Origin of the sequence: Streptomyces sp. NPDC048142 (assembly GCF_043202835.1) — a bacterium.
Taxonomy (GTDB): domain Bacteria; phylum Actinomycetota; class Actinomycetes; order Streptomycetales; family Streptomycetaceae; genus Streptomyces.
Window position 1 is genome coordinate 150,591 of record NZ_JBIDBC010000010.1, and the last position, 21,760, is coordinate 172,350.

General features: G+C 70.4%; 20 protein-coding genes and 1 tRNA gene. 12 read left to right on the forward strand and 9 right to left on the reverse strand.

Annotated features, from left to right (window positions below; genetic code table 11):
* The first annotated feature begins 102 nt into the window (after nt 1-102).
* The 7 genes from ACGF2Y_RS15965 to ACGF2Y_RS15995 all read left to right on the forward strand — a co-directional run bounded on the left by ACGF2Y_RS15965 (nt 103) and on the right by ACGF2Y_RS15995 (nt 6,262).
* Nucleotides 103-996: a hypothetical protein gene (locus ACGF2Y_RS15965; protein WP_392947080.1), complete on the forward strand. Its 894-nt coding sequence runs from the start codon at nt 103-105 to the stop codon at nt 994-996.
* Nucleotides 982-1,052, forward strand: a tRNA-Gln gene (locus ACGF2Y_RS15970). The genes ACGF2Y_RS15965 and ACGF2Y_RS15970 overlap by 15 nt, the downstream gene beginning before the upstream one ends.
* Before the next feature lie 108 nt (nt 1,053-1,160).
* Nucleotides 1,161-2,609, forward strand: coding sequence for a bifunctional UDP-N-acetylglucosamine diphosphorylase/glucosamine-1-phosphate N-acetyltransferase GlmU (gene glmU / locus ACGF2Y_RS15975; RefSeq protein WP_392947082.1), 1,449 nt, complete (start codon nt 1,161-1,163; stop codon nt 2,607-2,609).
* A gap of 119 nt (nt 2,610-2,728) precedes the next feature.
* A complete protein-coding gene (locus tag ACGF2Y_RS15980; protein ID WP_366817786.1) occupies nt 2,729-3,706 on the forward strand; it encodes a ribose-phosphate diphosphokinase in 978 nt (325 codons plus the stop codon).
* Between the two features lie 243 nt (nt 3,707-3,949).
* Nucleotides 3,950-4,534 carry a 50S ribosomal protein L25/general stress protein Ctc gene (locus tag ACGF2Y_RS15985; RefSeq protein WP_392947086.1) on the forward strand — a complete coding sequence of 195 codons (585 nt, stop codon included), beginning with the start codon at nt 3,950-3,952 and terminating at the stop codon, nt 4,532-4,534.
* A gap of 183 nt (nt 4,535-4,717) precedes the next feature.
* On the forward strand, nt 4,718-5,311 hold the full coding sequence (gene pth, locus ACGF2Y_RS15990) for an aminoacyl-tRNA hydrolase (RefSeq protein WP_392947088.1): 594 nt from the start codon (nt 4,718-4,720) through the stop codon (nt 5,309-5,311).
* 201 nt (nt 5,312-5,512) lie between these two features.
* The gene (locus ACGF2Y_RS15995) at nt 5,513-6,262 is read left to right on the forward strand and encodes an LPXTG cell wall anchor domain-containing protein (protein WP_392947090.1); all 750 of its coding nucleotides are present in this window, start codon (nt 5,513-5,515) and stop codon (nt 6,260-6,262) included.
* Nucleotides 6,263-6,449: 187 nt separating this feature from the next.
* On the opposite strand, the gene ppc is transcribed toward ACGF2Y_RS15995, so the two are convergent.
* Entirely contained in the window at nt 6,450-9,179 is a 2,730-nt protein-coding gene (ppc, locus tag ACGF2Y_RS16000) for a phosphoenolpyruvate carboxylase (protein ID WP_392947093.1), read from the reverse strand.
* Nucleotides 9,180-9,578: 399 nt separating this feature from the next.
* Between ppc and ACGF2Y_RS16005 the strand changes: the two genes are divergently transcribed.
* The 3 genes from ACGF2Y_RS16005 to ACGF2Y_RS16015 all read left to right on the forward strand — a co-directional run bounded on the left by ACGF2Y_RS16005 (nt 9,579) and on the right by ACGF2Y_RS16015 (nt 11,953).
* Nucleotides 9,579-10,565, forward strand: a complete 987-nt coding sequence (locus ACGF2Y_RS16005; protein ID WP_392947095.1) for an acyl-CoA desaturase — start codon at nt 9,579-9,581, stop codon at nt 10,563-10,565.
* Entirely contained in the window at nt 10,562-11,248 is a 687-nt protein-coding gene (locus tag ACGF2Y_RS16010) for a TetR family transcriptional regulator (protein ID WP_392947098.1), read from the forward strand. The genes ACGF2Y_RS16005 and ACGF2Y_RS16010 overlap by 4 nt, the downstream gene beginning before the upstream one ends.
* A gap of 102 nt (nt 11,249-11,350) precedes the next feature.
* Entirely contained in the window at nt 11,351-11,953 is a 603-nt protein-coding gene (locus ACGF2Y_RS16015) for a Uma2 family endonuclease (RefSeq protein ID WP_103534942.1), read from the forward strand.
* A gap of 10 nt (nt 11,954-11,963) precedes the next feature.
* Here the strand turns inward: ACGF2Y_RS16015 and ACGF2Y_RS16020 are convergent, their stop codons facing one another.
* A complete protein-coding gene (locus tag ACGF2Y_RS16020; protein WP_392947101.1) occupies nt 11,964-12,341 on the reverse strand; it encodes a VOC family protein in 378 nt (125 codons plus the stop codon).
* Nucleotides 12,341-13,150: a trans-aconitate 2-methyltransferase gene (locus ACGF2Y_RS16025; protein ID WP_392947104.1), complete on the reverse strand. Its 810-nt coding sequence runs from the start codon at nt 13,148-13,150 to the stop codon at nt 12,341-12,343. The genes ACGF2Y_RS16020 and ACGF2Y_RS16025 overlap by 1 nt, the downstream gene beginning before the upstream one ends.
* Nucleotides 13,151-13,239: 89 nt before the next feature.
* On the opposite strand from ACGF2Y_RS16025, the gene ACGF2Y_RS16030 reads away from it, so the two are divergent.
* Entirely contained in the window at nt 13,240-13,737 is a 498-nt protein-coding gene (locus ACGF2Y_RS16030) for a MarR family winged helix-turn-helix transcriptional regulator (RefSeq protein WP_392947107.1), read from the forward strand.
* Here ACGF2Y_RS16030 and ACGF2Y_RS16035 read toward each other — a convergent pair.
* On the reverse strand, nt 13,693-14,466 hold the full coding sequence (locus tag ACGF2Y_RS16035) for a LuxR C-terminal-related transcriptional regulator (RefSeq protein ID WP_392947110.1): 774 nt from the start codon (nt 14,464-14,466) through the stop codon (nt 13,693-13,695). The genes ACGF2Y_RS16030 and ACGF2Y_RS16035 overlap by 45 nt on opposite strands.
* A gap of 445 nt (nt 14,467-14,911) precedes the next feature.
* On the opposite strand from ACGF2Y_RS16035, the gene ACGF2Y_RS16040 reads away from it, so the two are divergent.
* Nucleotides 14,912-15,352, forward strand: coding sequence for a GNAT family N-acetyltransferase (locus tag ACGF2Y_RS16040; protein WP_392947113.1), 441 nt, complete (start codon nt 14,912-14,914; stop codon nt 15,350-15,352).
* Nucleotides 15,353-15,370: 18 nt separating this feature from the next.
* Here ACGF2Y_RS16040 and galK read toward each other — a convergent pair whose 3' ends face one another.
* From galK to ACGF2Y_RS16065, 5 genes are all read right to left on the reverse strand, one after another.
* Nucleotides 15,371-16,600 carry a galactokinase gene (gene galK / locus ACGF2Y_RS16045; protein WP_392947116.1) on the reverse strand — a complete coding sequence of 410 codons (1,230 nt, stop codon included), beginning with the start codon at nt 16,598-16,600 and terminating at the stop codon, nt 15,371-15,373.
* Complete coding sequence (gene galE / locus ACGF2Y_RS16050; RefSeq protein ID WP_392947302.1) at nt 16,597-17,577, reverse strand: UDP-glucose 4-epimerase GalE; 981 nt, start codon at nt 17,575-17,577, stop codon at nt 16,597-16,599. Before galE ends, galK begins: the two co-directional genes overlap by 4 nt.
* 32 nt (nt 17,578-17,609) lie before the next feature.
* Nucleotides 17,610-18,653, reverse strand: coding sequence for a galactose-1-phosphate uridylyltransferase (gene galT, locus ACGF2Y_RS16055; protein WP_392947119.1), 1,044 nt, complete (start codon nt 18,651-18,653; stop codon nt 17,610-17,612).
* Between the two features lie 164 nt (nt 18,654-18,817).
* Nucleotides 18,818-19,528: a LuxR C-terminal-related transcriptional regulator gene (locus ACGF2Y_RS16060; RefSeq protein ID WP_392947121.1), complete on the reverse strand. Its 711-nt coding sequence runs from the start codon at nt 19,526-19,528 to the stop codon at nt 18,818-18,820.
* Nucleotides 19,529-19,780: 252 nt separating this feature from the next.
* Nucleotides 19,781-21,688: a PQQ-binding-like beta-propeller repeat protein gene (locus tag ACGF2Y_RS16065; protein ID WP_392947124.1), complete on the reverse strand. Its 1,908-nt coding sequence runs from the start codon at nt 21,686-21,688 to the stop codon at nt 19,781-19,783.
* Between the last annotated feature and the right edge of the window lie 72 nt (nt 21,689-21,760).

The following is a 21,760-nucleotide window of genomic DNA, read 5'->3' on the forward strand; positions in this document are numbered from 1 at the left end:
GTTCCGCACTCGAACAAGCACGAAACACATGCCGATCGCCTGAAATGGCGAATCGACCGCGTTTTCGACCCGGACGTCCGCATTCCGGATGACGATCACCGTATGACGGAAACCACAAGCAAGTACGCCGACTTCGAGGGCTTACGCGAGCAGGCGGTGGCGCTGCGCCGGGAGGGGCTCAGCCGCCGCCAGATCCGCGACCGGATCCACGTCGACAACAACGACATCCTCAACCGGCTCCTGGACGGCGAACCCGCCCCGGAGTGGACGAAGCGGCCGAACGCCAAGGACGGCGTGCGGGCGCAGGCACGTGAGCTGCGGCTCCAGGGCATGACGTACGACCAGATCCAGATGGAGCTGGGATGCTCGAAAAGTTCGATCTCGCTGTGGGTACGGGATCTGCCGAAGCCTGAGCGCAAGCGGACCCTGGAGGAGTCCTCCGCCATCGGGCGGCGCGGCTGGGAAGCGACACTGAAGCGACGTGACGTGGAACGTCAGGCAACGAAGCGCAAGGCGGAGGACGATATCGGCGGGATGACCGACCGCGAACTCTTCCTGCTCGGCGTAGGCCTCTACTGGGCAGAGGGCTCCAAGTCCAAGCCGTACCGCACCCAGGAGCGGGTCACCTTCGTCAACAGCGACCCCGGCATGATCGAGGTCTTCCTCGCCTGGCTCCGCCTGCTGGACGTGGCCGAGGAGCACCTGCGCTTCCACGTCCACATCCACGAGACCGCGGATATCACGGCAGCCGAGCGATACTGGCTCACCCTCACCGGCGCAGACCCTTCAGCGTTCGGCAAGACTTCCCTCAAGAAGCACTCACCCAAGACCAATCGAAAGAACGTCGGCGAGAACTACCGGGGCTGCCTCTCGGTACGTGTCCTGAAAAGCGCCGAGCTGTACCGTCGCATCGAGGGCTCCTGGTGCGGCATAGTAGGTGCTGCAAAAAGAGCCGATCAAGAGAATCGGACATCACGCCCATCCCGGGTCGTCTAAGGGCAAGACGTCAGATTTTGGATCTGATCATGAGGGTTCGAGTCCTTCCCCGGGAGCAGCGCACACGGGCCCCGACCACACCGGTCGGGGCCCGCACCCGTTTCCACCGGAAACACCCCCGGTATCCTGCGGATGACCACCACCCGAAGCCGAAGGGCACATCCGTGAGCGCAACCAGCCCGGCAGCCGTCGTCGTCCTCGCAGCGGGTGAGGGCACCCGCATGAAGTCGAAGACTCCCAAGGTCCTGCACGAGATCTCCGGGCGCTCGCTCGTCGGACATGTCGTCGCCGCCGCCCGTGAGCTGGACCCCCAGCACCTCGTCGTGGTCGTCGGCCATGCCAGTGAGCAGGTCACCGCGCACCTGAACGCCGGCGACTCCCCGGTGCGCACCGCCTTCCAGGCGGAGCAGAACGGGACCGGGCACGCCGTCCGCATGGGGCTTGAGGAGCTGGGCGGGAGCATCGAGGGCACCGTGATCGTCGTCTGCGGCGACACCCCGCTGCTGTCCGGCGAGACGCTCGGCGCGCTCGCCGCCGCGCACGCCGCCGACGCCAACGCGGTGACCGTCCTGAGCGCCGAGGTCCCGGACTCCACCGGCTACGGGCGCATCGTGCGCGACCCCGCCACCGGTGCGGTCACCGAGATCGTCGAGCACAAGGACGCCACCGACGAGCAGCGGGCGATCCGGGAGATCAACTCCGGGGTGTTCGCGTTCGACGGGCGGCTGCTGGGCGACGCGCTGGGCAAGGTGCGTACCGACAACAGCCAGGGCGAGGAGTACCTCACCGATGTGCTGTCCATCCTGCGCGAGGCGGGGCACCGGGTCGGGGCGTCGGTGGCGGGCGATCACCGGGAGATCCTCGGCATCAACAACCGGCTCCAGTTGGCGCAGGCGCGCGGGCTGCTGAACGAGCGGCTGCTGGAGCGGGCGATGCTCGCGGGGGTGACCGTGGTGGACCCGGCGTCCACGCTGATCGACGCGACGGTGACGTACGAGCGTGATGCGCTCGTGCATCCGGGGACGCAGCTGCTGGGGACGACCCACCTGGCGGAGGACTGTGAGGTGGGGCCGAACTCGCGGATCGAGGACACCGTCGTCGGTGCCGGGGCCCGGGTGGACAACTCGGTGACGGACTCGGCGGAGGTCGGGGCGGGGGCGCTGGTCGGTCCGTACGCCTATCTGCGGCCGGGGACGCGGCTGGGGACGAAGGCCAAGGCCGGTACGTACGTGGAGATGAAGAACGCGACGATCGGGGAGGGGACCAAGGTCCCGCATCTGAGTTACGTCGGTGACGCGACGATCGGCGACCACACCAATATCGGTGCGGCGAGCGTCTTTGTGAACTACGACGGTGTGGCCAAGCATCACACGACGATCGGCTCTCACTGCCGTACCGGATCGGACAATATGTTTGTGGCGCCGGTCACGGTCGGGGACGGGGTCTACACGGCCGCCGGGTCGGTCATCACCAAGGACGTGCCTGCTGGTTCGCTGGCCGTGGCGCGGGGCCAGCAGCGGAATATCGAGGGTTGGGTGGCCCGGAAGCGGCCGGGCAGCGCTGCCGCGCAGGCCGCTCAGGCGTCGTCAGAGGGGACCGACGGGCAAAGCTGACCGGAAACAGGTGCGCCGGTGACGGCGTACCGTGATAGATGCTCACCCATTTCGGCTGGCTCGTTGCACATCGGGACCTATGCGTGCAGCGCCAGATACACGTCTGAGGAGACTGTGCTGTGACCGGGATCAAGACGACCGGCGAGAAGAAACTGATGCTCTTCTCCGGCCGCGCCCACCCCGAGCTTGCCGAGGAGGTCGCCCATCAGCTCGGAGTCGGTCTCGTGCCGACGAAGGCCTTCGATTTCGCCAACGGTGAGATCTATGTGCGCTTCCAGGAGTCGGCACGTGGCGCGGACTGCTTCCTGATCCAGAGCCACACGGCTCCGATCAATAAGTGGATCATGGAGCAGCTGATCATGCTGGACGCGCTGAAGCGTGCTTCGGCGCGTTCCATCACGGTGATCGTGCCGTTCTACGGGTATGCCCGTCAGGACAAGAAGCACCGTGGGCGTGAGCCGATCTCGGCGCGCATGGTGGCGGACCTGATGGCGACGGCGGGTGCGGACCGGATTCTCACTGTGGATCTGCACACGGACCAGATCCAGGGCTTCTTCGACGGTCCGGTGGATCATCTGTTCGCGCTGCCGATTCTGGCGGACTATGTGGGCGCGAAGGTCGACCGTTCCAAGCTGACGGTGGTGTCTCCGGACGCGGGTCGTGTCCGTGTCGCCGACCGCTGGTGCGACCGGCTGGACGCGCCGCTGGCGATCGTGCACAAGCGTCGTGACAAGGATGTGCCGAACCAGGTCTCGGTCCATGAGGTCGTCGGTAATGTCGAGGGCCGGGTCTGCGTGCTGGTCGATGACATGATCGACACCGGTGGCACGATCTGTGCCGCGGCGGACGCTCTGTTCGCGCACGGTGCGGAGGACGTCATCGTGACGGCGACGCACGGGGTGCTGTCGGGTCCGGCGGCGGACCGGCTGAAGAATTCGAAGGTGAGTGAGTTCGTGTTCACGGACACGCTGCCGACGCCGGGTGAGCTGGAGCTGGACAAGATCACGGTGCTTTCGATCGCGCCGACGATCGCGCGTGCGGTGCGTGAGGTGTTCGAGGACGGTTCGGTGACGAGCCTCTTCGAGGAGCAAGGCTGACCGCAGGGCTGGTGGCAGGGCCGGCGGTGGTGTCGGCGGTGGTGCTGATCGGCCTGTGGTGATCCACTTTGGGGTGCGGCCTCCCCGCCGGGTAGACTCACGGAGTTGCTCGGCGAGGGAGGCCGTACCTGTGTGTACGGCGGTCCGTTATCGACGCGCTCTTCGTAGCAGGCCTGTCGTGGGCCGGGTGACCGTTCGTGTTCCGTCTCCCGACGGCTCACCCACCTGACGAGGAGTGCAACCATGGCTGAGATCAAGCTCGCCACTGAGGTCCGTACCGAGTTCGGCAAGGGCGCTGCCCGCCGTGTGCGTCGTTCCAGCCGTGTTCCCGCGGTCGTCTACGGCCACGGTGCCGAGCCGGTCCACGTCACGCTGCCGGGTCACGAGCTGCTGCTGGCGCTGCGTACGGCCAACGTGCTGATCGGTCTGGAGATCGATGGCAAGGACGCGCTGGTCATCCCGAAGGCTGTGCAGCGTCACCCTCTGAAGGGCACCATCGAGCACGTCGACCTGCTGACGGTGACGCGTGGCGAGAAGGTCGAGGTCGAGATCGCGGTGCACGCCGAGGGCGACCTGGCGCCGGGTTCCAACCTGCTGGAGTTCGTGCTGAACACGCTGCTCGTCGAGGCCGAGGCCACCCACATCCCGGAGTCCGTGACGGTTTCCGTCGCGGGTCTGGACGCCGGTGACTCGATCGCCGCCAAGGACATCCCGCTGCCGAAGGGCTCCGTGCTCGCCGGTGACGGGGACGCCATCGTGATCCAGGTCGTCGCCGCGCAGGCGGAGGAGCCGGCCGCGGGCGAGGGTGCCGAGACCGCCGAGGCCTGAGCCGTACCGCTCGGCGTTCCCTCTGTTTGACCTGTTCCACCTGCTTGACTGACGGGGTGGTGGTTTCCCTTTTCGGGGGAGCCACCGCCCCGTTTGCCTGTGCCGTGGCCGTGAGCCGTGGACGTATGCCGTATGCCGTAGATGCCGTGTGCCGTAGGCCTTATGTGAGGAGACCGAGCGCTGATGTCCGACGCCACTGACCCCTGGCTCATCGTGGGCCTGGGCAATCCCGGTCCCGACTACGCGGCGAATCGGCACAATGTCGGGTTCATGGTCGCCGATCTGCTGGCCGAGCGGATCGGTGGGAAGTTCAAGCGGGCGCAGAAGGCGCAGGCGCAGGTCCTGGAGGGGCGGATCGGCCCGCCGGGTCCGGCGAGTCGTCGGGTGGTCCTGGCGAAGCCGATGTCGTACATGAATCTGTCGGGGGGGCCGGTGACGGCGCTGCGGGACTTCTACAAGGTGCCGACGGATCATGTCGTGGCGGTGCATGACGAGCTGGATGTCGATTACGGGATGCTGCGGCTGAAGCTGGGTGGCGGGGACAACGGGCACAACGGGCTGAAGTCGATGACGAAGGCGATGGGTGCGGACTATCACCGGGTGCGGTTCGGGATCGGGCGGCCGCCGGGGCGGATGCAGGTCGCGGATTTCGTGTTGAAGGACTTCTCGTCGACCGAGCGCAAGGAGCTGGCGTTCCTGGTGGACCGGTCGGCGGACGCGGTGGAGTGTCTGCTGGCGGAGGGGCTGGAGCGGGCGCAGAGCGCGTACAACTCCTGAGACCTTCGTTGGGGACCGTGTGGTCACTGGCGGGGGTGGGCGGGTTGCTCCTGGTGACGGCGTTGCTGGTGGTGTGACGGATGCCCGGGAGGGGCTGCCGCGATCGTTATGGGCAGGTGGTCGAGGGCGGCTCGGTGGTGGGGTTAGTCTGCCCTCGCCACTCTTCGAGGCACCCTCCGACTCTCAGATGGACGACTGCCCATGCGACGCTCCTTGACCTCTTTCGGCGTGCTGGTCGCCGCCATGACGACGTGCCTCACGATGGCGCCCCTCGCCGCGGCCACCGGCGGCGATGCGGACCACCCCACTCTCCGTCAGGAGCTGCCGCTGATAGCGGATGGATACTCCGGCGGCACCTGCCCGGGGGTTCCCGCCGACAGGGACGGCTGGCACTTCATCCTTCCCGGTAACACCGCGACGTTCACGAAGCTGACGGTGACCTTCGAGCCGGGCGGTGAACAGGTGATCACGGTTTTCGGCCCGCCCAAGGACGACCATGCCTACGCCTCTTCCGAGCCGGGTGCCAAGTTGACCGCGGTCGAGGCCGAGATCGACGGCACGGTCAAGCACGGCAAGTTCAACCTGTCGCACACCTGCCCGGCCTCGGTGACTCCGACTCCGACGCCGTCGGCGACCGAGCCGACGGACACTCCGACCGACACCCCCACGGGTACCCCGAGCGGCACTCCGACCGGCACTCCTTCGGGCACTCCGAGCGGTACTCCGACGGACGAGCCGAGTGCGACGCCGTCGGCCGGCACGCCGACTCCGACCACGTCGGAGACCCCGGGCGCGACGCCGTCCGCCTCCGAGAGCACGGGCACCGGCGGGGGTGACCTGGCCGAGACGGGCTCCAGCGCCCCGGTGGGCATCCTGGCCGCCGTCGCCGTCGCCCTCGCGGGTGGCGGTGCCTTCCTGGTGACACGCCGCCGCCGCGCCGCCCGGCAGTAGGCCGCGCAGGGGTGACGGCCGGTCGGCGGACCGCGTCGCGTCGGCGATGTGCCGGCCGCGGCCCGGTTCGGTTCCGGTCTGATCCGCTCCTCACCGGTCCGCTCGCCCGCTCGTGGTGTGCGGTGTGGGTTTGAGACATACGAGTGCCCCGTCGGCCCGGCCGACGGGGCACTCATGCGTCGGCGGGTCAGCCGGTGTTGCGGAGTCCTGCCGCGACGCCGTTGACGGTGAGCAGCAGGGCGCGGGCGAGGAGCGGGTCGGGCTCGTCGCCGCGTGCTGCGGCCTGGCGCTGGCGGTCGAGCAGGGAGACCTGGAGGTAGGAGATCGGGTCCAGGTAGGCGTCGCGGATGGCGAAGGTCTGCTGGAGTACCGGGCTGGTGCCGAGCAGTTCGGTGGAGCCGGTGACCTTGAGGACTTCTCTGACGGTCAGTGCGTGTTCGGCCTCGATGGCGTCGAAGACGTGCTTGAGCTCGTCGGGGACGAGTGTGTCGACGTAGTGCCGGGCGATGCGCAGGTCGGTCTTGGCGAGTGTCATCTCCACGTTGGAGAGGAAGTTCCGGAAGAAGTGCCAGTGCTCGTGCATCTCGTCGAGGACGGTGTCGAGTCCGGCTTCGCGCAGGGCCTTGAGGCCGGAGCCGACGCCGTACCAGCCGGGGACGATCTGGCGGGACTGGGTCCAGCCGAAGACCCAGGGGATGGCCCGCAGTCCGTCGAGCGATACGCCGGAGCCGGGGCGGCGGGAGGGCCGTGAGCCCAGGTGCAGGTCGGCGAGCTGGTCGACCGGGGTGGAGGCGAGGAAGTACGCGGGGAGGTCGGGGTCCTGGACGAGCTTGCGGTAGGCGTCGTGGGCCGCGTCGGAGACGGTGTCCATGGCCGCGTCCCAGCGGGCGAGGGATTCGTCGGACTGGCGGGGGGCGGTGTGCAGGGCGGAGGCCTGGAGGGTGGCCGCGACGGTCAGTTCGAGGTTTTCGCGGGCGAGGGCGGGGATGAGGTACTTGTCGGAGATGACCTCGCCCTGTTCGGTGACCTTGATCTCGCCTTCGAGGGTGCCCCAGGGCTGGGCGAGGATCGCGTCGTGGGAGGGGCCGCCGCCGCGGCCGACGGTGCCGCCGCGGCCGTGGAAGAGGCGCAGGCGTACGCCGTAGCGGTGGGCGACGTCGCGGAGGCGTCGCTGGGCGCGGTGGATTTCCCACTGGGAGGTGGTGATGCCGCCGAACTTGGAGGAGTCGCTATAGCCGAGCATGACCTCCTGGACGTCGCCGCGGAGGGAGACGAGGCGGCGGTAGGAGGGGTCGGCGAGCATCGCGTCGAGGATGACGTCGGCGGCCTTGAGCTCGTCGGTGGTTTCCAGGAGCGGGACGATGCCGATCTTGGCCCAGCCGGCGTGGAGGTCGATGAGTCCGGCTTCGCGGGCGAGGACGGCGGCGGCGAAGACGTCGTCGGCGCCCTGGCACATCGAGATGATGTAGGACTCGATGACTTCGGGGCCGAAGCGTTCGAAGGCCTGCTTGATGGTGTGGAAGACGCCGAGGGTCTTCTCGCCGGCCGCGTCGAGGGGGGCCGGGGTGGGGGCGAGGGGGCGGCGGGAGCGGAGTTCCTTGGCGAGGAGCTTCTGCCGGTAGTCGCGGGGCATGTCGGCGTAGCGCCAGGATTCTTCGCCGAGGCGGTCGAAGAGCTGGCCGAGGGTGTGGTGGTGGGCGTCGGCGTGTTCGCGTACGTCCATGGTGGCGAGCTGGAGGCCGAAGGCGCCGAGGGTGCGGATGGTGCGGTCCATGCGGCCGTCGGCGAAGAGGCCGCCCTTGTGCTTGCGCAGGGAGGTCTGGATGAGTTCCAGGTCGGTGATGAGTTCGGCGGTGCCGAGGTAGTCGCAGCCGGGGCGGTGGGGGGTGCCTTCGGCGAGGCGTTCGCGGGTGTTGATGAGCTTCTGCCGGATGCAGGTGGCCTTGAGGCGGTAGGGCTCTTCGGCGTTGAGCCGCTTGTAGCGGGGGCTGATGCCGGGGAGGCGTTCCAGGTCGGCCTGGAGGGAGGTGAGGAGTTCCTCGGTGGCTCCGGCGTAGCGGATGGAGTTGGAGAGGAGGCCGCGGAGGTGGTCGATCATCTCCAGGGCGTCGGTGATGCCGTGTTCGTGCTGGAGGATCAGGACGTCCCAGGTGACGGCGGGCGTCACGTTGGGGTTGCCGTCGCGGTCGCCGCCGATCCAGGTGCCGAAGGTGAGGGGGCGGGTGCCGGCGGGGAGTTCGACGCCGACGCGTTCCAGTTCGGCGGCGAGGTCCTCCAGGACGTCCCCGACGGCGCCTGCGTGGAGTTCGTCGAGGTAGTAGATGGCGTTGCGGGCCTCGTCGGCGGGTTCCGGGCGGACGACGCGGAGTTCGTCGGTCTGCCAGATGAGGTCGATGTTCTCGGCGAGCCGGAGGTCGAGGCGGCGGCGGTCGGCCTCGATGGCCGGGGTCTCCAGGAGGGCCCCGATGCGGCGGAGCTTGTTGAGGACCGAGCGGCGGGCGGCCTCGGTGGGGTGTGCGGTGAAGACGGGGCGGACGTTGAGGTTCTTGACCGTCTCGCGCAGGTGCTCGGGGTCGGCGTCCTTGAGGCGGTCGGCGGTGCGGGCCAGCAGGCCGCCCTCGGCGGAGCGGCGGTCGCGCATTTCGTGGGCGCGGTGGACCTGCTCGGTGACGTTGGCGAGGTGGAAGTAGGTGGAGAAGGCGCGTACGAGTTGTGCGGCGGTCTCCAGGTCCGTGTCGCCGAGGAGTTCGGCGGCGGCTTCGCCGTCGGTGCGGGTCAGGGCGCGGACCCGCTCGACGAGGTCGAGGAGCTCCTGGCCCTCCTGGCGTACGAGGGTCTCGCCGAGGAGGTCGCCGAGGCGGCGGATGTCGGCGCGCAGCGCGGGGCTGGCGGCAGGGGTCTGGTCGGCACTGCTCACAGTGTGCGGCTCCTTGCAGTGATTGAGGAGGTGCGTTCGCTTCGCCGTCCCCGTGTGGGTGTGGTGGGGGCGGGTGGCGGGGTCCGGGGCCCTGCGGCTGGCAGCGGTGCTGTCGCCACGCCCCGACGAGCGGGTGCGGACCGCGCTGTCCGACGCTCCCAGGATAGGTGTCGTCGCAGGCGGCGTGTCCGTTGACCCGGCGGGGGTCGTGGTCGCCGCCCGGGACACCCGGGCCTCTCCTCCTCTACCCCGTGGGCGGGCGGGCTACCGCGTGTGGCGGGTTGGAGCGGCCTCTCGTGTTGTGGGGCCGGTCACTGTCATACTTACCAAGCCGTAGGTTACGGAACCGTAGCCACGGCCGTCCGTGTTCTCTCCCTCACCCTCCGAGGTATCCCCCTTATGCCGAGCACTCCACATGTGATCGACGAGACCGAGAAGCCCGGGGCCGCCGCGGCTTCGCTGCCCTCCGCCACGCTGGGTGGCGACAAGAAGCGTTCGGTCGAGCAGTTCGCGTTGCTGGCGTTCATCGTGGTGCCGTTCGTGGCCCTGGTCGCGGCGGTGCCGCTGGCGTGGGGGTGGGGGGTGAGCTGGCTGGATGTGGGGCTGCTGGTGGCGATGTACTTCATCGGCTGCCATGGGATCACGATCGGTTTCCACCGGTATTTCACGCATGGTTCGTTCAAGGCGAAGCGGCCGTTGCGGATCGCGCTGGCGGTGGCGGGTTCGCTGGCGGTGGAGGGGCCTCTGGTGCGGTGGGTGGCCGATCACCGCAAGCACCACCGGTTCTCGGACGCGGAGGGTGATCCGCATTCGCCGTGGCGGTTCGGGGAGAGTCTGCCGGCTCTGATGAAGGGGCTGTGGTGGGCGCACATCGCGTGGATGTTCGACGAGGAGCAGACGCCGCAGCAGAAGTACGCCCCCGATCTGATCAAGGATCCGGCGATCCGGGGGATCTCGCGCCACTTCCTCTCCTTCACCATCGTCTCGCTGGCGATTCCGCCGCTGGTCGGCGGTCTGGTGACGATGTCGTGGTGGGGTGCGGCGACGGCGTTCTTCTGGGGTTCGCTGGTGCGGGTGGCGCTGCTGCATCACGTGACGTGGTCGATCAACTCGATCTGTCACGCGGTGGGCAAGCGTCCCTTCAAGTCGCGTGACCGGTCGGGGAACGTGTGGTGGCTGGCGGTGCTGTCGTGCGGTGAGTCGTGGCACAACCTGCACCACGCGGACCCGACGAGCGCCCGGCACGGGGTGATGCGGGGGCAGATCGACTCCAGTGCCCGGCTGATCCGCTGGTTCGAGAAGCTGGGCTGGGCCGACGATGTGCGGTGGCCCGATGCCGCGCGCATCGACTCCCGGCGCACGTCCCTACCGGCTGACGCGGCATGATTGACGACGTGGCGACCGACGGCAGCACGAGCAGCGAGAAGAGCAGGCCTTCCCCCTCCCGCCGGGCCCGGCGGGTCCGGATGACGGGCAAGGAGCGCCGCGAGCAGCTGCTGGACATCGGGCGTGCGCTGTTCGCCGACAAGGGCTTCGAGGGCACGTCGGTGGAGGAGATCGCGGCGCGTGCCGGGGTGTCCAAGCCGGTGGTGTACGAGCACTTCGGCGGCAAGGAGGGGCTGTACGCCGTGGTGGTCGACCGCGAGATGCGGCAGCTGCTGGACATGGTGACGGGGGCGCTGACCGCGGGCCATCCGCGCGAGCTGCTGGAGCAGGCGGCGTTCGCGCTGCTGGACTACATCGAGTCGTACACGGACGGTTTCCGGATCCTGGTGCGGGATTCGCCGGTGGCGCAGTCGACGGGGACGTTCGCGTCGCTGATCAGCGACATCGCCACGCAGGTGGAGGACATCCTGGGGCTGGAGTTCAAGGCCCGGGGTTTTGATCCGAAGCTGGCCCCGCTGTACGCGCAGGCGCTGGTGGGGATGGTGGCGCTGACGGGCCAGTGGTGGCTGGACGTGCGCAAGCCGGAGAAGGCGGAGGTCGCCGCCCATCTGGTGAATCTGTGCTGGCACGGGCTGGAGAACCTGGAGGCGAAGCCGCGGCTGATAGGGCACCGGAAGAACTGACCGTGTCACCCTTCCCCTGTTCGTCACCCGTTGTGATGACGGGTGCGGATTTCCCGCCGTAGTGTGGTCGGGAGGGCAGAGGATTCGTCCATGGGAGGAACCATGACCGCCGAGCCGACCACCGCGCACAGCTCCCGCTGGCCGGTGCCCCCGCAGGACGGATACACCGTGGACGATCTGTTCACGCTGCCCGATCTCCCGCCGCACACAGAGCTGATCGACGGGAGCCTGGTTTTCGTGAGTCCGCAGCGAGACTTTCACAGCACGATGATCGATCTGCTGGTGACGGGACTGCGCAGTACGGCACCGCCGGAGGTGAAGGTCCGCCGTGAGATGACCGTGGTGCTGGACCGGCGCAATGGCCCCGAGCCGGATATCTCCGTCGTTCGGGCCGAGGCCATCACCGGACTGGACGTGACCCGGTATCAGGCCGCCGACGTCCTCCTCGCCGTAGAAGTCGTCTCCCCCGACTCCGAGGCCCGCGACCGCGAGGCCAAGCCGCACAAGTACGCGACGGCGGGGATCCCGCACTTCTGGCTCGTCGAGATGACCGGCACCGACCAGCACCCCGTCGTGCGGGTCTACGAGCTGGACCCGGTGACGAAGGCGTATGCGCTGACCGGGATCCATCACGACCGGCTGAAGACGGGTGTGCCGTTCCCGGTGGACATCGACATCTCGGCGGACGCGCTCAAGGAGCTGTAGGGCCTGTCGGTCACGCGTCCGGTTCCAGGAACTCCAGCCGGTTGCCGACCGGGTCGTGGGCGTGGAAGCGGCGGTGGCCGGGGAGGTTGCCGTCCCATTCCGTGGTGACTCCGTGGGCCTCCAGGCGGGCCGCGTACTCCACGATCCCCGTCACGCGCAGGCCCGGGTGGGCCTTCTTCGCGGGGCGGAAGTCCTCCTCGACGCCCAGGTGGAGCTGGACCGGGCCGGAGGTGAACCAGCAGCCGCCGCGTGCGGCGAGCACGGGGGGTTTCGGGGTCTCGGTCATGCCCAGGGCGTCGGCGTAGAAGGCGCGCAGGGCGTCCTCGGAGCCGGGCGGGGCGGCGAGCTGTACGTGGTCGACGGCGGCGAGACCGGCTGGGCCGGGCATCACTTCTCCTTGCGGGCGACGGCGAAGATGCGGCGGAACGGGAAGACCGTGCCGTAGGGGCCGGGCGGGTAGGCCTCGCGGAGCAGGTCGCGGTATTCGGTGAGGAAGGTGTCGCGGGCCTCGGGGTCGTCGGCCAGGGCGGTGAGGACGGGGCGCAGGGCGGTGCCCTTGACCCAGTCGAGGACCGCGTCGTCGCCGTGGAGGGTCTGGAGGTAGGTGGTCTCCCAGACGTCGGCCGTGCAGCCGAGGTCCCGCAGGCGGGTGAGGTAGTCGGCGGGTTCCAGGACCGAGGCGGTGCGGTCGCCGATGCCGTGGAGCAGGGGGCGCCAGCGGTCGGATTCACGGAGGCCGGCCAGGAGGGCGTGGCTGGGGGCGGTGAAGTTGCTGGGGACCTGGAAGGCGAGGGTGCCGCCGGGGGCGAGGGCGTCGAGCCAGCGGGGGAAGTGTCCGGCGTGGCCGGGGATCCACTGGAGTGCGGAGGTGGAGACGATCAGGCCGTACGTCTCGGTGGGCTCCCAGGTCGCGGCGTCGGCCTCGGCGAAGTCGAGCAGGGGCGGCCGGGCGTGGGCGGCGGCTTCGGCGAGCATCGCGCGTGAGGTGTCGTAGCCGGTGATCCGGGCGTCCGGCCAGCGGTCCGCGAGGAGGGCGGTGACGTTGCCCGCGCCGCAGCCGAGGTCGGCGATGCGGGGTGCGGGGTGTCCTGGGAGGTCGCCGATGCGGGCCAGGAGGTCGTGGAAGGGGCGGGTCCGGTGGTCCGCGTGACGCAGGTACTGCTGCGGGTCCCAGGCTGGCTGGTCGGGTGCGGTCATGGGGAACAGGATCACGCCCGGTATCTCTTGATGTCAAGACACTTGAATTCAAGAGACTTCATGTCGAGGGACCCTCTACACTGATCGTCATGGAGGACGAGGTCGACCGGCTGGTCGCTGCATGGCGCCGAGAGCGCCCCGACCTCGACGTGGAACCACTCGAGGTGCTCAGTCGCGTCTCCCGCCTGGCACGCCACCTCGACCGGGCCCGCCGCATAGCCTTCTCCGAGCACAATCTGGAGCCGTGGGAGTTCGACGTGCTGACGTCGCTGCGCCGGGCCGGCGCCCCGTACCAGCTCTCCCCCGGGCAGCTGCTCACCCAGACCCTGGTCACCTCGGGCACGATGACCAACCGCATCGACCGTCTGACCAAGAAGAACCTCGTCGAGCGGCTGCCCGACCCGAGCGACCGGCGCGGCGTCCTCGTCCGGCTCACGGCCGAGGGGCGCGACAAGGCCGACCAGTCGCTGGCCGGACTGCTCGCCCAGGAGCGCGCCATCCTCGGCGAGCTCTCCCGCCATCAGCGGGGCGAACTGGCCGGGCTACTGCGCCAGTTGACCGCCCCGTTCGACAACATCCCTACTTAGGCGTTCGGCGGGGACGACCCCCGCCCGGCGGGCCAGCGCCACCGCGGCCAGTGTCGAGTGCACGCCGAGCTTGCCCAGCACGTTCTGCATATGGGTGCGCACCGTGTGCGGGGACAGGAACAGCCGCTCGGCGACCGCCTTGCGGCCAAGACCCGCCACCATGCAGCACAGCACCTCGCGCTCCCGGGGCGTCAGGGACTCCACCAGCCGCTCGCTCTCGGTGCGGTGCTTGCGGGCGGCGGTCAGCTCCCGCAGTACGCCGGTGAGCAGGGCGGGCGGCAGATGCGTCTCGTCGCGCAGCACTCCCCGTATCACCGCCAGCAGCCGTTGCAGCGAGCAGTCCTTGGCCACCCAGCCCGAGGCGCCCGCCTGGAGCGCCCGCGCGGCGGCCCGCGGGTCGTCCTTCTCGGCGAGCACCACCGACCGCACGGCGGGCCGCTCCGAGCGGACCCCGGCGACCAGCGAGATGCCGTCGACGACGCCCGCCTCCTCCTGCCGGGGCACGGGGACCGCGTGCACGCCGCCGGTCGTCAGGATCCCCAGCTCGGCGTCCACCAGCAGCACGTCGTAACCGCGCCCCTCGGCGGCCGCGCGCTCCAGAGCGCGCAGCGCGGCCGGGCCGCTGCCCGCGGCGAAGACGTCCACGTCCGGTTCGGCCGCGAGGGCCGCCGCGAGCGACTCGGCGAAGATGCGGTGGTCGTCGACCACCAGAACCCGGATACGCGCCACAGAACCCCCATCGGTGGGGGCGGACAGCTGCGGGTACGGCGTCCGGAGGCCTCTGCGCGGCCCGCCGTGCTCCGGCCGCCGCCGTCGCACCGCCTGCCACCCTGCCCCGGGCGCCGTACCCGGCTCTCTCGCTCCCCTGAATCGGCACCGGCCCCCACCGGTGCTGAGCATCAGCGTACGGGCGGTGGCCACAAGGGGAAGGTGATTCGCCGAACTGGTTGCCCCAGGTGTTTAGACCCACCGGCAATTGGGGGGTGGGAGAAGGAGCGGGGCTGGGTGCGTGCAGCTGCAAGGCGGAGGATTGAGGCAACGCGGAGCGTTGGTGATTGACGACAACGCCGGAGGGGGCCCCTCCCTGCTCGAGCGAAGCCGAGAGCTTGGGGGAGTGCGTGCCCAGCCCCGCGACGCCGCCCCCCAATTGCCGGTGGGTCTTAGGGTGTGATTCATGTTCCGTCTTGAGACAGAAGTAGACAAAGAACGTCGCATTCTGCTGAGCGGGCGTCTGCACGAGGACAACATCGCGGCCGCGGCCGGCCTGCGTGCGCTGCTCTCCACCGGTGCCGAGCACGAAGTCCCGCTGGAGGTGTGGGCGCTGGACGAGCACGGGTCGCTGGCCGGCGGGCTGACCGGGCGGACCTGGGCGTACTGGCTGCATGTCGATCTGCTCTGGGTCGACGCCCCGCACCGGGGCTCCGGCCTCGGCGCGCGCCTGCTCGCCGAGGCCGAACGGACCGCCCGCACCGAGCACGCCTGCACCCGCTCGCGGCTGGAGACCTGGGACTTCCAGGCCCCCGGCTTCTACCGCAAGCAGGGGTACGAGGAGATCGGCCGGGTCGCGGACTACCCGCCGGGCGTCACCGAGTTCATCCTGGTCAAAGACCTGTGAACGCGGGGCCCGGGTCGCTCACCGCAGCCGGCGTGCCCCGGTCGAGGGGATGGCGTCGAAGATGCCCGGGGCCGCGTGTCCGGCCGCCTCGAACGCCTCGCTGACCGCCTCGGCCACCGGACCGGCCGCCGCCTCCTCCACCAGGACGACCGCCGAACCGCCGAAGCCGCCGCCGGTCATCCGCGCCCCCAGCGCCCCGGCCGCGTTCGCCGCCTCGACCACCAGGTCCAGTTCGGGGCAGGAGACCCGCAGGTCGTCGCGGAGCGAGCGGTGGCCCTCGTTCAGGACGGGGCCCGCGGCCCGGACGTCGCCCGCGTCGAGCAGGGCGATGACCTGCTCGACGCGGCGGTTGTCGCCCACGACATGGCGTACGCAGCGGATCACGGACTCGTCCGCCCCGGCGTCGGCGAGGGTGGTGAGCGCCGCGTCGAGACCGTCGTACGGGAGGTCGCGCAGCATCGGTATGCCGAGCAGCCGGGCGCCCTCCTCGCAGCGGGCCCGGCGCTCCGCGTACGCGCCGTCGCCGAGCGCGTGCTTGACCCGGGTGTCGACGACCAGGAGCGTCAGGCCCTGGGAGGCCAGGTCGAAGGGGACCTGGCGCACGGAGAGGTCACGGGTGTCCAGGTGCAGGGCGTGGCCCTCGGTGCAGCAGGCCGAGGCCATCTGGTCCATGATCCCGCAGGGCACGCCGACGAAGTCGTTCTCGGCGCGGCGGCCGATCACGGCGAGTTCGGCGGCGGTGAGGCCCAGGCCGAAGAGGTCGTTCAGGGCCAGCGCGGTGACGACTTCGAGGGCGGCGGACGAGGAGAGTCCGGCGCCGGTGGGCACGGTCGAGGTCAGCGCGATGTCCGCCCCGGTGACCGGGTGCCCGTCCTCGCGCAGCGCCCGGACGACGCCGGCGGGGTAGGCGGCCCAGCCGTGGCCGGAGTGCGGGACGAGTGCGTCGACCCGCAGGGACACGACACCACCGGGGACGTCGCAGGAGTACAGCCGCAGGACGCCGTCGTCGCGGCGGGAGACGGCCGCGCGCGCGGTGTGCGGGAGGGCGAGCGGCAGGACGAAACCGTCGTTGAAGTCGGTGTACTCGCCGATGAGGTTCACTCGTCCGGGTGCCGCCCAGATGCCGTCGGGCTCGGCCCCGTACAGCTCGGCGAAGGTGGCGGCGGGGTCGGTCCCGTACGCCTCCGCGGAGGATGCGGAGGGTACGGGCGATGCGGAGGGTGCGGACCGCTCGGTGGTCTCGGTCATGGGGTCGAGGATTCCTCTCGGCGGGCGAACTGCCAGGCGTCGGCGATGATTCCGGCCAGGTCGGCGCGGGACGGCTGCCAGCCGAGGCGCTCCACGGCGGTGGCGGCGGAGGCGACGAGGACGGCCGGGTCGCCGGCGCGGCGGGGGGCGGCGGTCTCGGGGACCGCGTGGCCGGTGACCTTGCGGACGGTCTCGATGACCTCGCGGACCGAGAAGCCGTTGCCGTTGCCGAGGTTGCAGATGAGGTGCTCGCCGGGGGCGGCGGCCTCCAGGGCCAGCAGGTGGGCGTCCGCGAGGTCGGCGACGTGGATGTAGTCGCGGACGCAGGTGCCGTCCGGGGTGGGGTAGTCGTCGCCGTACACGGAGATCGACTCGCGCTGCCCCAGGGCCACTTGGAGGACCAGCGGGATGAGGTGGGTCTCGGGCGCGTGGCGCTCGCCGCAGCTGCCGTAGGCCCCTGCCACGTTGAAGTAGCGGAGCGAGACGGCGGCCAGTCCGTGGGCGGTGGCCTCACCGCTGATCATGTGGTCGACGGCGAGCTTGGACGCGCCGTAGGGGCTGGTGGGGGCGGTGGGGTCGGTCTCGGTGATGGGGCTGGAGACCGGTTCGCCGTAGGTGGCGGCGGTGGAGGAGAAGACGAGGGTGCGCACGCCGTGCTCGCGCATCGCGGCGAGCAGGGCGGTGGTGCCGCCGACGTTGTTGACCCAGTACTTCTCCGGGTCGGCGACGGATTCGCCGACCTGGGAGAACGCGGCGAAGTGCAGGACGCCGTCGTAGGAGGGATCCAGGTGGCGGGCGGCGTCCTGGATGCGGCCCTCGATGAACGTGGCGCCGGCCGGGACGCCCGCGCGGAAGCCGGTGGAGAGGTCGTCCAGGACGGTCACCGTGTGCCCGGCCTCCAGCAGGTGCTGGGCGACGACGCTGCCGACGTATCCGGCGCCGCCGGTGACCAGGTACTTCTTCGGGAGCTTGCTCACGTTCTGGGGGTCGCTCACGTTCTGGGGGTCGCTCACTTGCCGGCTACCTCTCGCAGTCGCTGGGCCGCGGCCTCCGGCGGCACGTCGTTGATGAACACGCTCATGCCGGACTCGGATCCCGCGAGGAACTTCAGCTTGCCGGACGTCCGGCGAATGGTGAAAAGCTCCAGGTGCAGGGCGAAGTCCTCGCGGCCGGGGACGTCGAACGGCGCCTGGTGCCAGGCGGAGATGTACGGGGTCGGCGGCTCGCCGGGTCCGAAGATCCGGTCGAAGCGCCTCAAGAGTTCCAGATAGACCTGTGGGAACTCCGTCCGCGCGCCCTCGTCCAGTTCCCGCAGGTCGGGGACGCGGCGACGGGGGTGGAGGTGGACCTCGTAGGGCCAGTGCGCCGCGTACGGGACGAAGGCGGTCCAGTGGTCGGTGGCGAGGACGATGCGCGATCCGTCCTTCTCCTCGCGGGCGACCACGTCGTCGAAGAGGTTGCGGCCGGTCTCCTCGCGGTGCCGGGCGGCCGAGCGGAGCATCAGCTCGGTGCGTGGGGTGACGAAGGGGTAGCCGTAGATCTGGCCGTGCGGGTGGCCGAGGGTGACGCCGATCTCGGCGCCGCGGTTCTCGAAGCAGAAGACCTGGGTGACCTGGTCGAGTGCGGCGAGCGCGGCGGTGCGGTCGGTCCAGGCGGCGAGGACGAGGGCGGCCTGTTCCTCGGTGAGTCCGGCGAAGGACAGGTCGTGGTCGGAGGTGAAGCAGACGACCTCGCAGCGGCCGGAGTCGCCGGCCAGGGAGGGGAAGCGGTTCTCGAAGACCGCGACGTCGTAGTGGTCGTCGGGGATCTCGCTCTGCCGTCCCTCCCGCGTGGGGCAGAGCGGGCAGGCGTCGGCCGGCGGGTGGTAGGTGCGGGCCTGGCGGTGCGAGGCGATGGCGACCGCGTCGCCGAGCAGCGGATCGCGGCGGATCTCGGACGAGGTCGAGACGGGATCCAGGGGGCGACGGTCGACGGCGTCGCGGACGGTGTCGTCCGCGGAGTCGTAATAGATCAGTTCACGGCCGTCCGCGAGGGTCGTAACCGTCTTCTTCACCAGGGTCCTCCACCAGATCCTCCCAACATAACCGAACACAACAAATCACGATCAAACATTCCCGGTCAATGGTTCGGCCGCCGTCAGCCTCTTTCATCGCGTGTCGGTCGGCGAGGGGCGGACCGCACTGCGGCGCGGTCACCACGTCCCGCAGGGGCCCTACGTCAGCCGCTCTGCCCGGGGACGTACGGCCCCTGCGGCATGCCGCCGTTGGCCGCGGCCCGCTCCAGCAGTCCCGTACGGGCCGCGAGGGCGGCGGCTTCGAGGCGGGAGCCGACCCCGAGCTTCATCAGGACCCGCTGGACATGGGTGCGGGCGGTGCTCGGGGCGATGTCCATGCCGGCCGCGATCAGCCGGGTGTCCTCGCCCTCGGTGACCCGCACCAGCACCTCCGCCTCGCGCGGGGTGAGCATCCGCAGCAGCCGGCGCCCCTCGTCGTCGGGCTGGACCGCCGGGTTGAGCAGCTCGGCGAAGGCCCCCCGCAGCAGCTGCGGGGCGATGGCGCTCTCCCCCGCCCGTGCCTTGAGCATGGCCCGCTCGACGCCCTCGATGCGCTCGTCGTGCCGGACGTATCCCGCGGCCCCGGCGGCGAACGCCGCGGCGATCCCGCGCGGGCTGGGCACCGGACCGAGGACCACCACCGCCACCTGCGGGCGCTCCTGGCCGATGCGCACGATCGGGTCGAAGACCCCGGGGGCGGCGGGCGAGGCCGTACCGAACAGGCAGACCTCCGGCGCCCTGCTGACCACCAGTTCCGCTGCCCCGGACGTCGGCGCGGCCGCCGCGAGCACCCGGTGCCCGCGCAGTTTCAGCGCCGAGGCGAGTGCCTCGGCGAGCAGACGGTGATCGTCGACCACCATGAGCCGCACGCCCATCGGCCCTCACCCCCCGCCCTGTCCGCGCCCTGTCCGCCCGGCCCCCCGGACTCCTGCCCCGGCAAGCTACACGCTTGTCCGGCGCCGCGCGGCCCTTCCGTGGGAGAAGCCCCCCGGATTGCCGGATTCTGCTCTGCTCGGGGCTCGTTGACCGTCACTCGGCGATCACTTCACCGGCGGAAAACGATCGGCCCCGCCGGTGAGGTGATCGACCGGCGGGGCCTGGCGCTGCTCGGGGGAGGAGCGCGGTGATCAGTCGGTGCGGTAGGCGACGACGAGGTAGAGCTTCTCGTCGGCGTCGGACGCCCTGCGCTCGCTGACGTTGCGCTTGGCCTTGAAGAGCCGCCCGTCCTCGTACAGGATTTCGGAGTGGTCGGTGGAGAAGCGGCGCTCCGCCTCCCGGACCGCCTCGTCGCTCGGGTTCTCCATCAGCAGGGTCTGCTCGAAGGTCTCGCCGTCGATGGAGACGATCTGGCCGCCCTTGTCGTAGGGGGGCTCCTTGTACGCGATGATGCTGGTGCCGTCCATCCGCAGCGGGACCAGGCTGTAGCGGTCACCCGCGTCGGCCCGGCCGCCGAGGAGCTTCCCGGTGGTCAGGTCGAAGGCGACGACCTCGTTCGTCTTGCCGTATTCGCTGGTGCCGTCGTGCTTCTCGGTCGGCAGGTAGAGCCGGTTGTTGCCGACGGCCAGACCCTGGCAGCGCTCGACCTCGGTGGAGCCGCAGCGGGCCGCGTACTGCTCGGCGTCGGCGGGGATGCGCACGATCAGCTTGCCGGTCGCCGCGTCGATCGAGAAGAAGTCGGAGATGCTGCTGCCGTCGCCGGCGGTGTCGCCGACGTCGGCCGCGACCACCAGCGGCTTCGTGGAGACGATGCTCGCGTAGTCGACGCCGGGGGGCATCTGGAACGAGGACAGCGGTGCGCCGGTCTTCGGGTTCAGCGCCTGCACGGTGAGCTGCGGGCTGTCGTGCGTACCGCACTTGCGGACCACGGCGAGGGCCTCGCCGCCGCCGTAGCCGCGGTCGTAGCAGCCGTCCGCGCCGACCTTCGGCTTCCAGAGCTCGGCGCCGTCGTCCAGCTTGAAGGCCGCGCCGCCCGAGGTGCCGCCCGCGGCGACGGTGGTCCCGCTGAGCGTGACCTCGTCGAAGCGGACATGCTTGTCACCGCCGGTGGCGGAGGTGACGCCCTTGCTCCACAGGAGCTTGCCGGCGGCCATGTCGATCACGCCGACCTGGTTGCACGAGGGGTACTTGTTCTCCTTGGTCGCCTTCGTCTCCTCGAAGACGATCGCGGTCCGGTAGTTCTCGCTCATGTGCCGGGAGGCGGAGCAGACCTCGCCGGGCAGCGGAACGGACCAGAGCTTGGTGCCCTTGTCGCGGTCGAAGGCGATGATCTCGGCGACGCCGGACTTCACGTACGCCTTGTCGGTGACCCAGGAGCCCTCGACCGTGGTGATGTCGGTGACCGTCGGTACCGGGAGCTGGAAGGCGACCTTGGACTTGGTTTCGGCGGGCGCCTTCTCGTCGCCGCCGGCCAGGCCGCCGCCCTCGCCGCCCTTGGCCTCGCCGCCGGTGGAGCCGGACGTGGAGGCCTCGTTCTTGCCGCCGTTGCCGTCGTCGCCGGTGGCGGCGTAGATGACCCCGGCGCCGATGATCAGCACCACGGCGACGGCCGCGGCGACGATGATCTGCATCTGGGTGGTGAACTTCTTGCCGCCGTTGCCGTCCGGCTGCGGGGCCCCGTACTGCGGCTGCATCGGCTGGGTCGGGTAGCCGTACCCCTGCTGCGGCATCCCGGGCTGACCGGGCTGACCGGGCTGACCGGCGGGCCCCTGCGGGTAGGCGTAGCCCGGCTGGGGGGCCTGGGGGTAGCCGTAACCGTTGGGCTGCGGCGCGGGCGGGGTGGGGTAGCCGGCCGGCGGGGTGCCGTAGCCCCCGGCGGGCGCGTCCTGCGGGGCGGCGGGCGGCTGCTGCGGCTGCTTGCCGAAGGGGTCCGCGGGCGGCGGGGCCGGCTGGCCGAAGCCTCCCGGCGGCGGGTCCTGCGGCGCACCGAACCCGCCGGAGGGCGGACCGGCCGGCGGGCCCGACGGAGGACCGGCGGGCGGCGGCGTGTTCGGCGGCTCGTTGGGCGGCTGGGGCGGTGGCTGGGGCGGCTGGGTCATGGCGTGCGTACCTCGGGGGACGAGTGGATGTGGGAGCGCGTGGGGCCGGAAGAGGCCGGCTGCGGCCGGCTG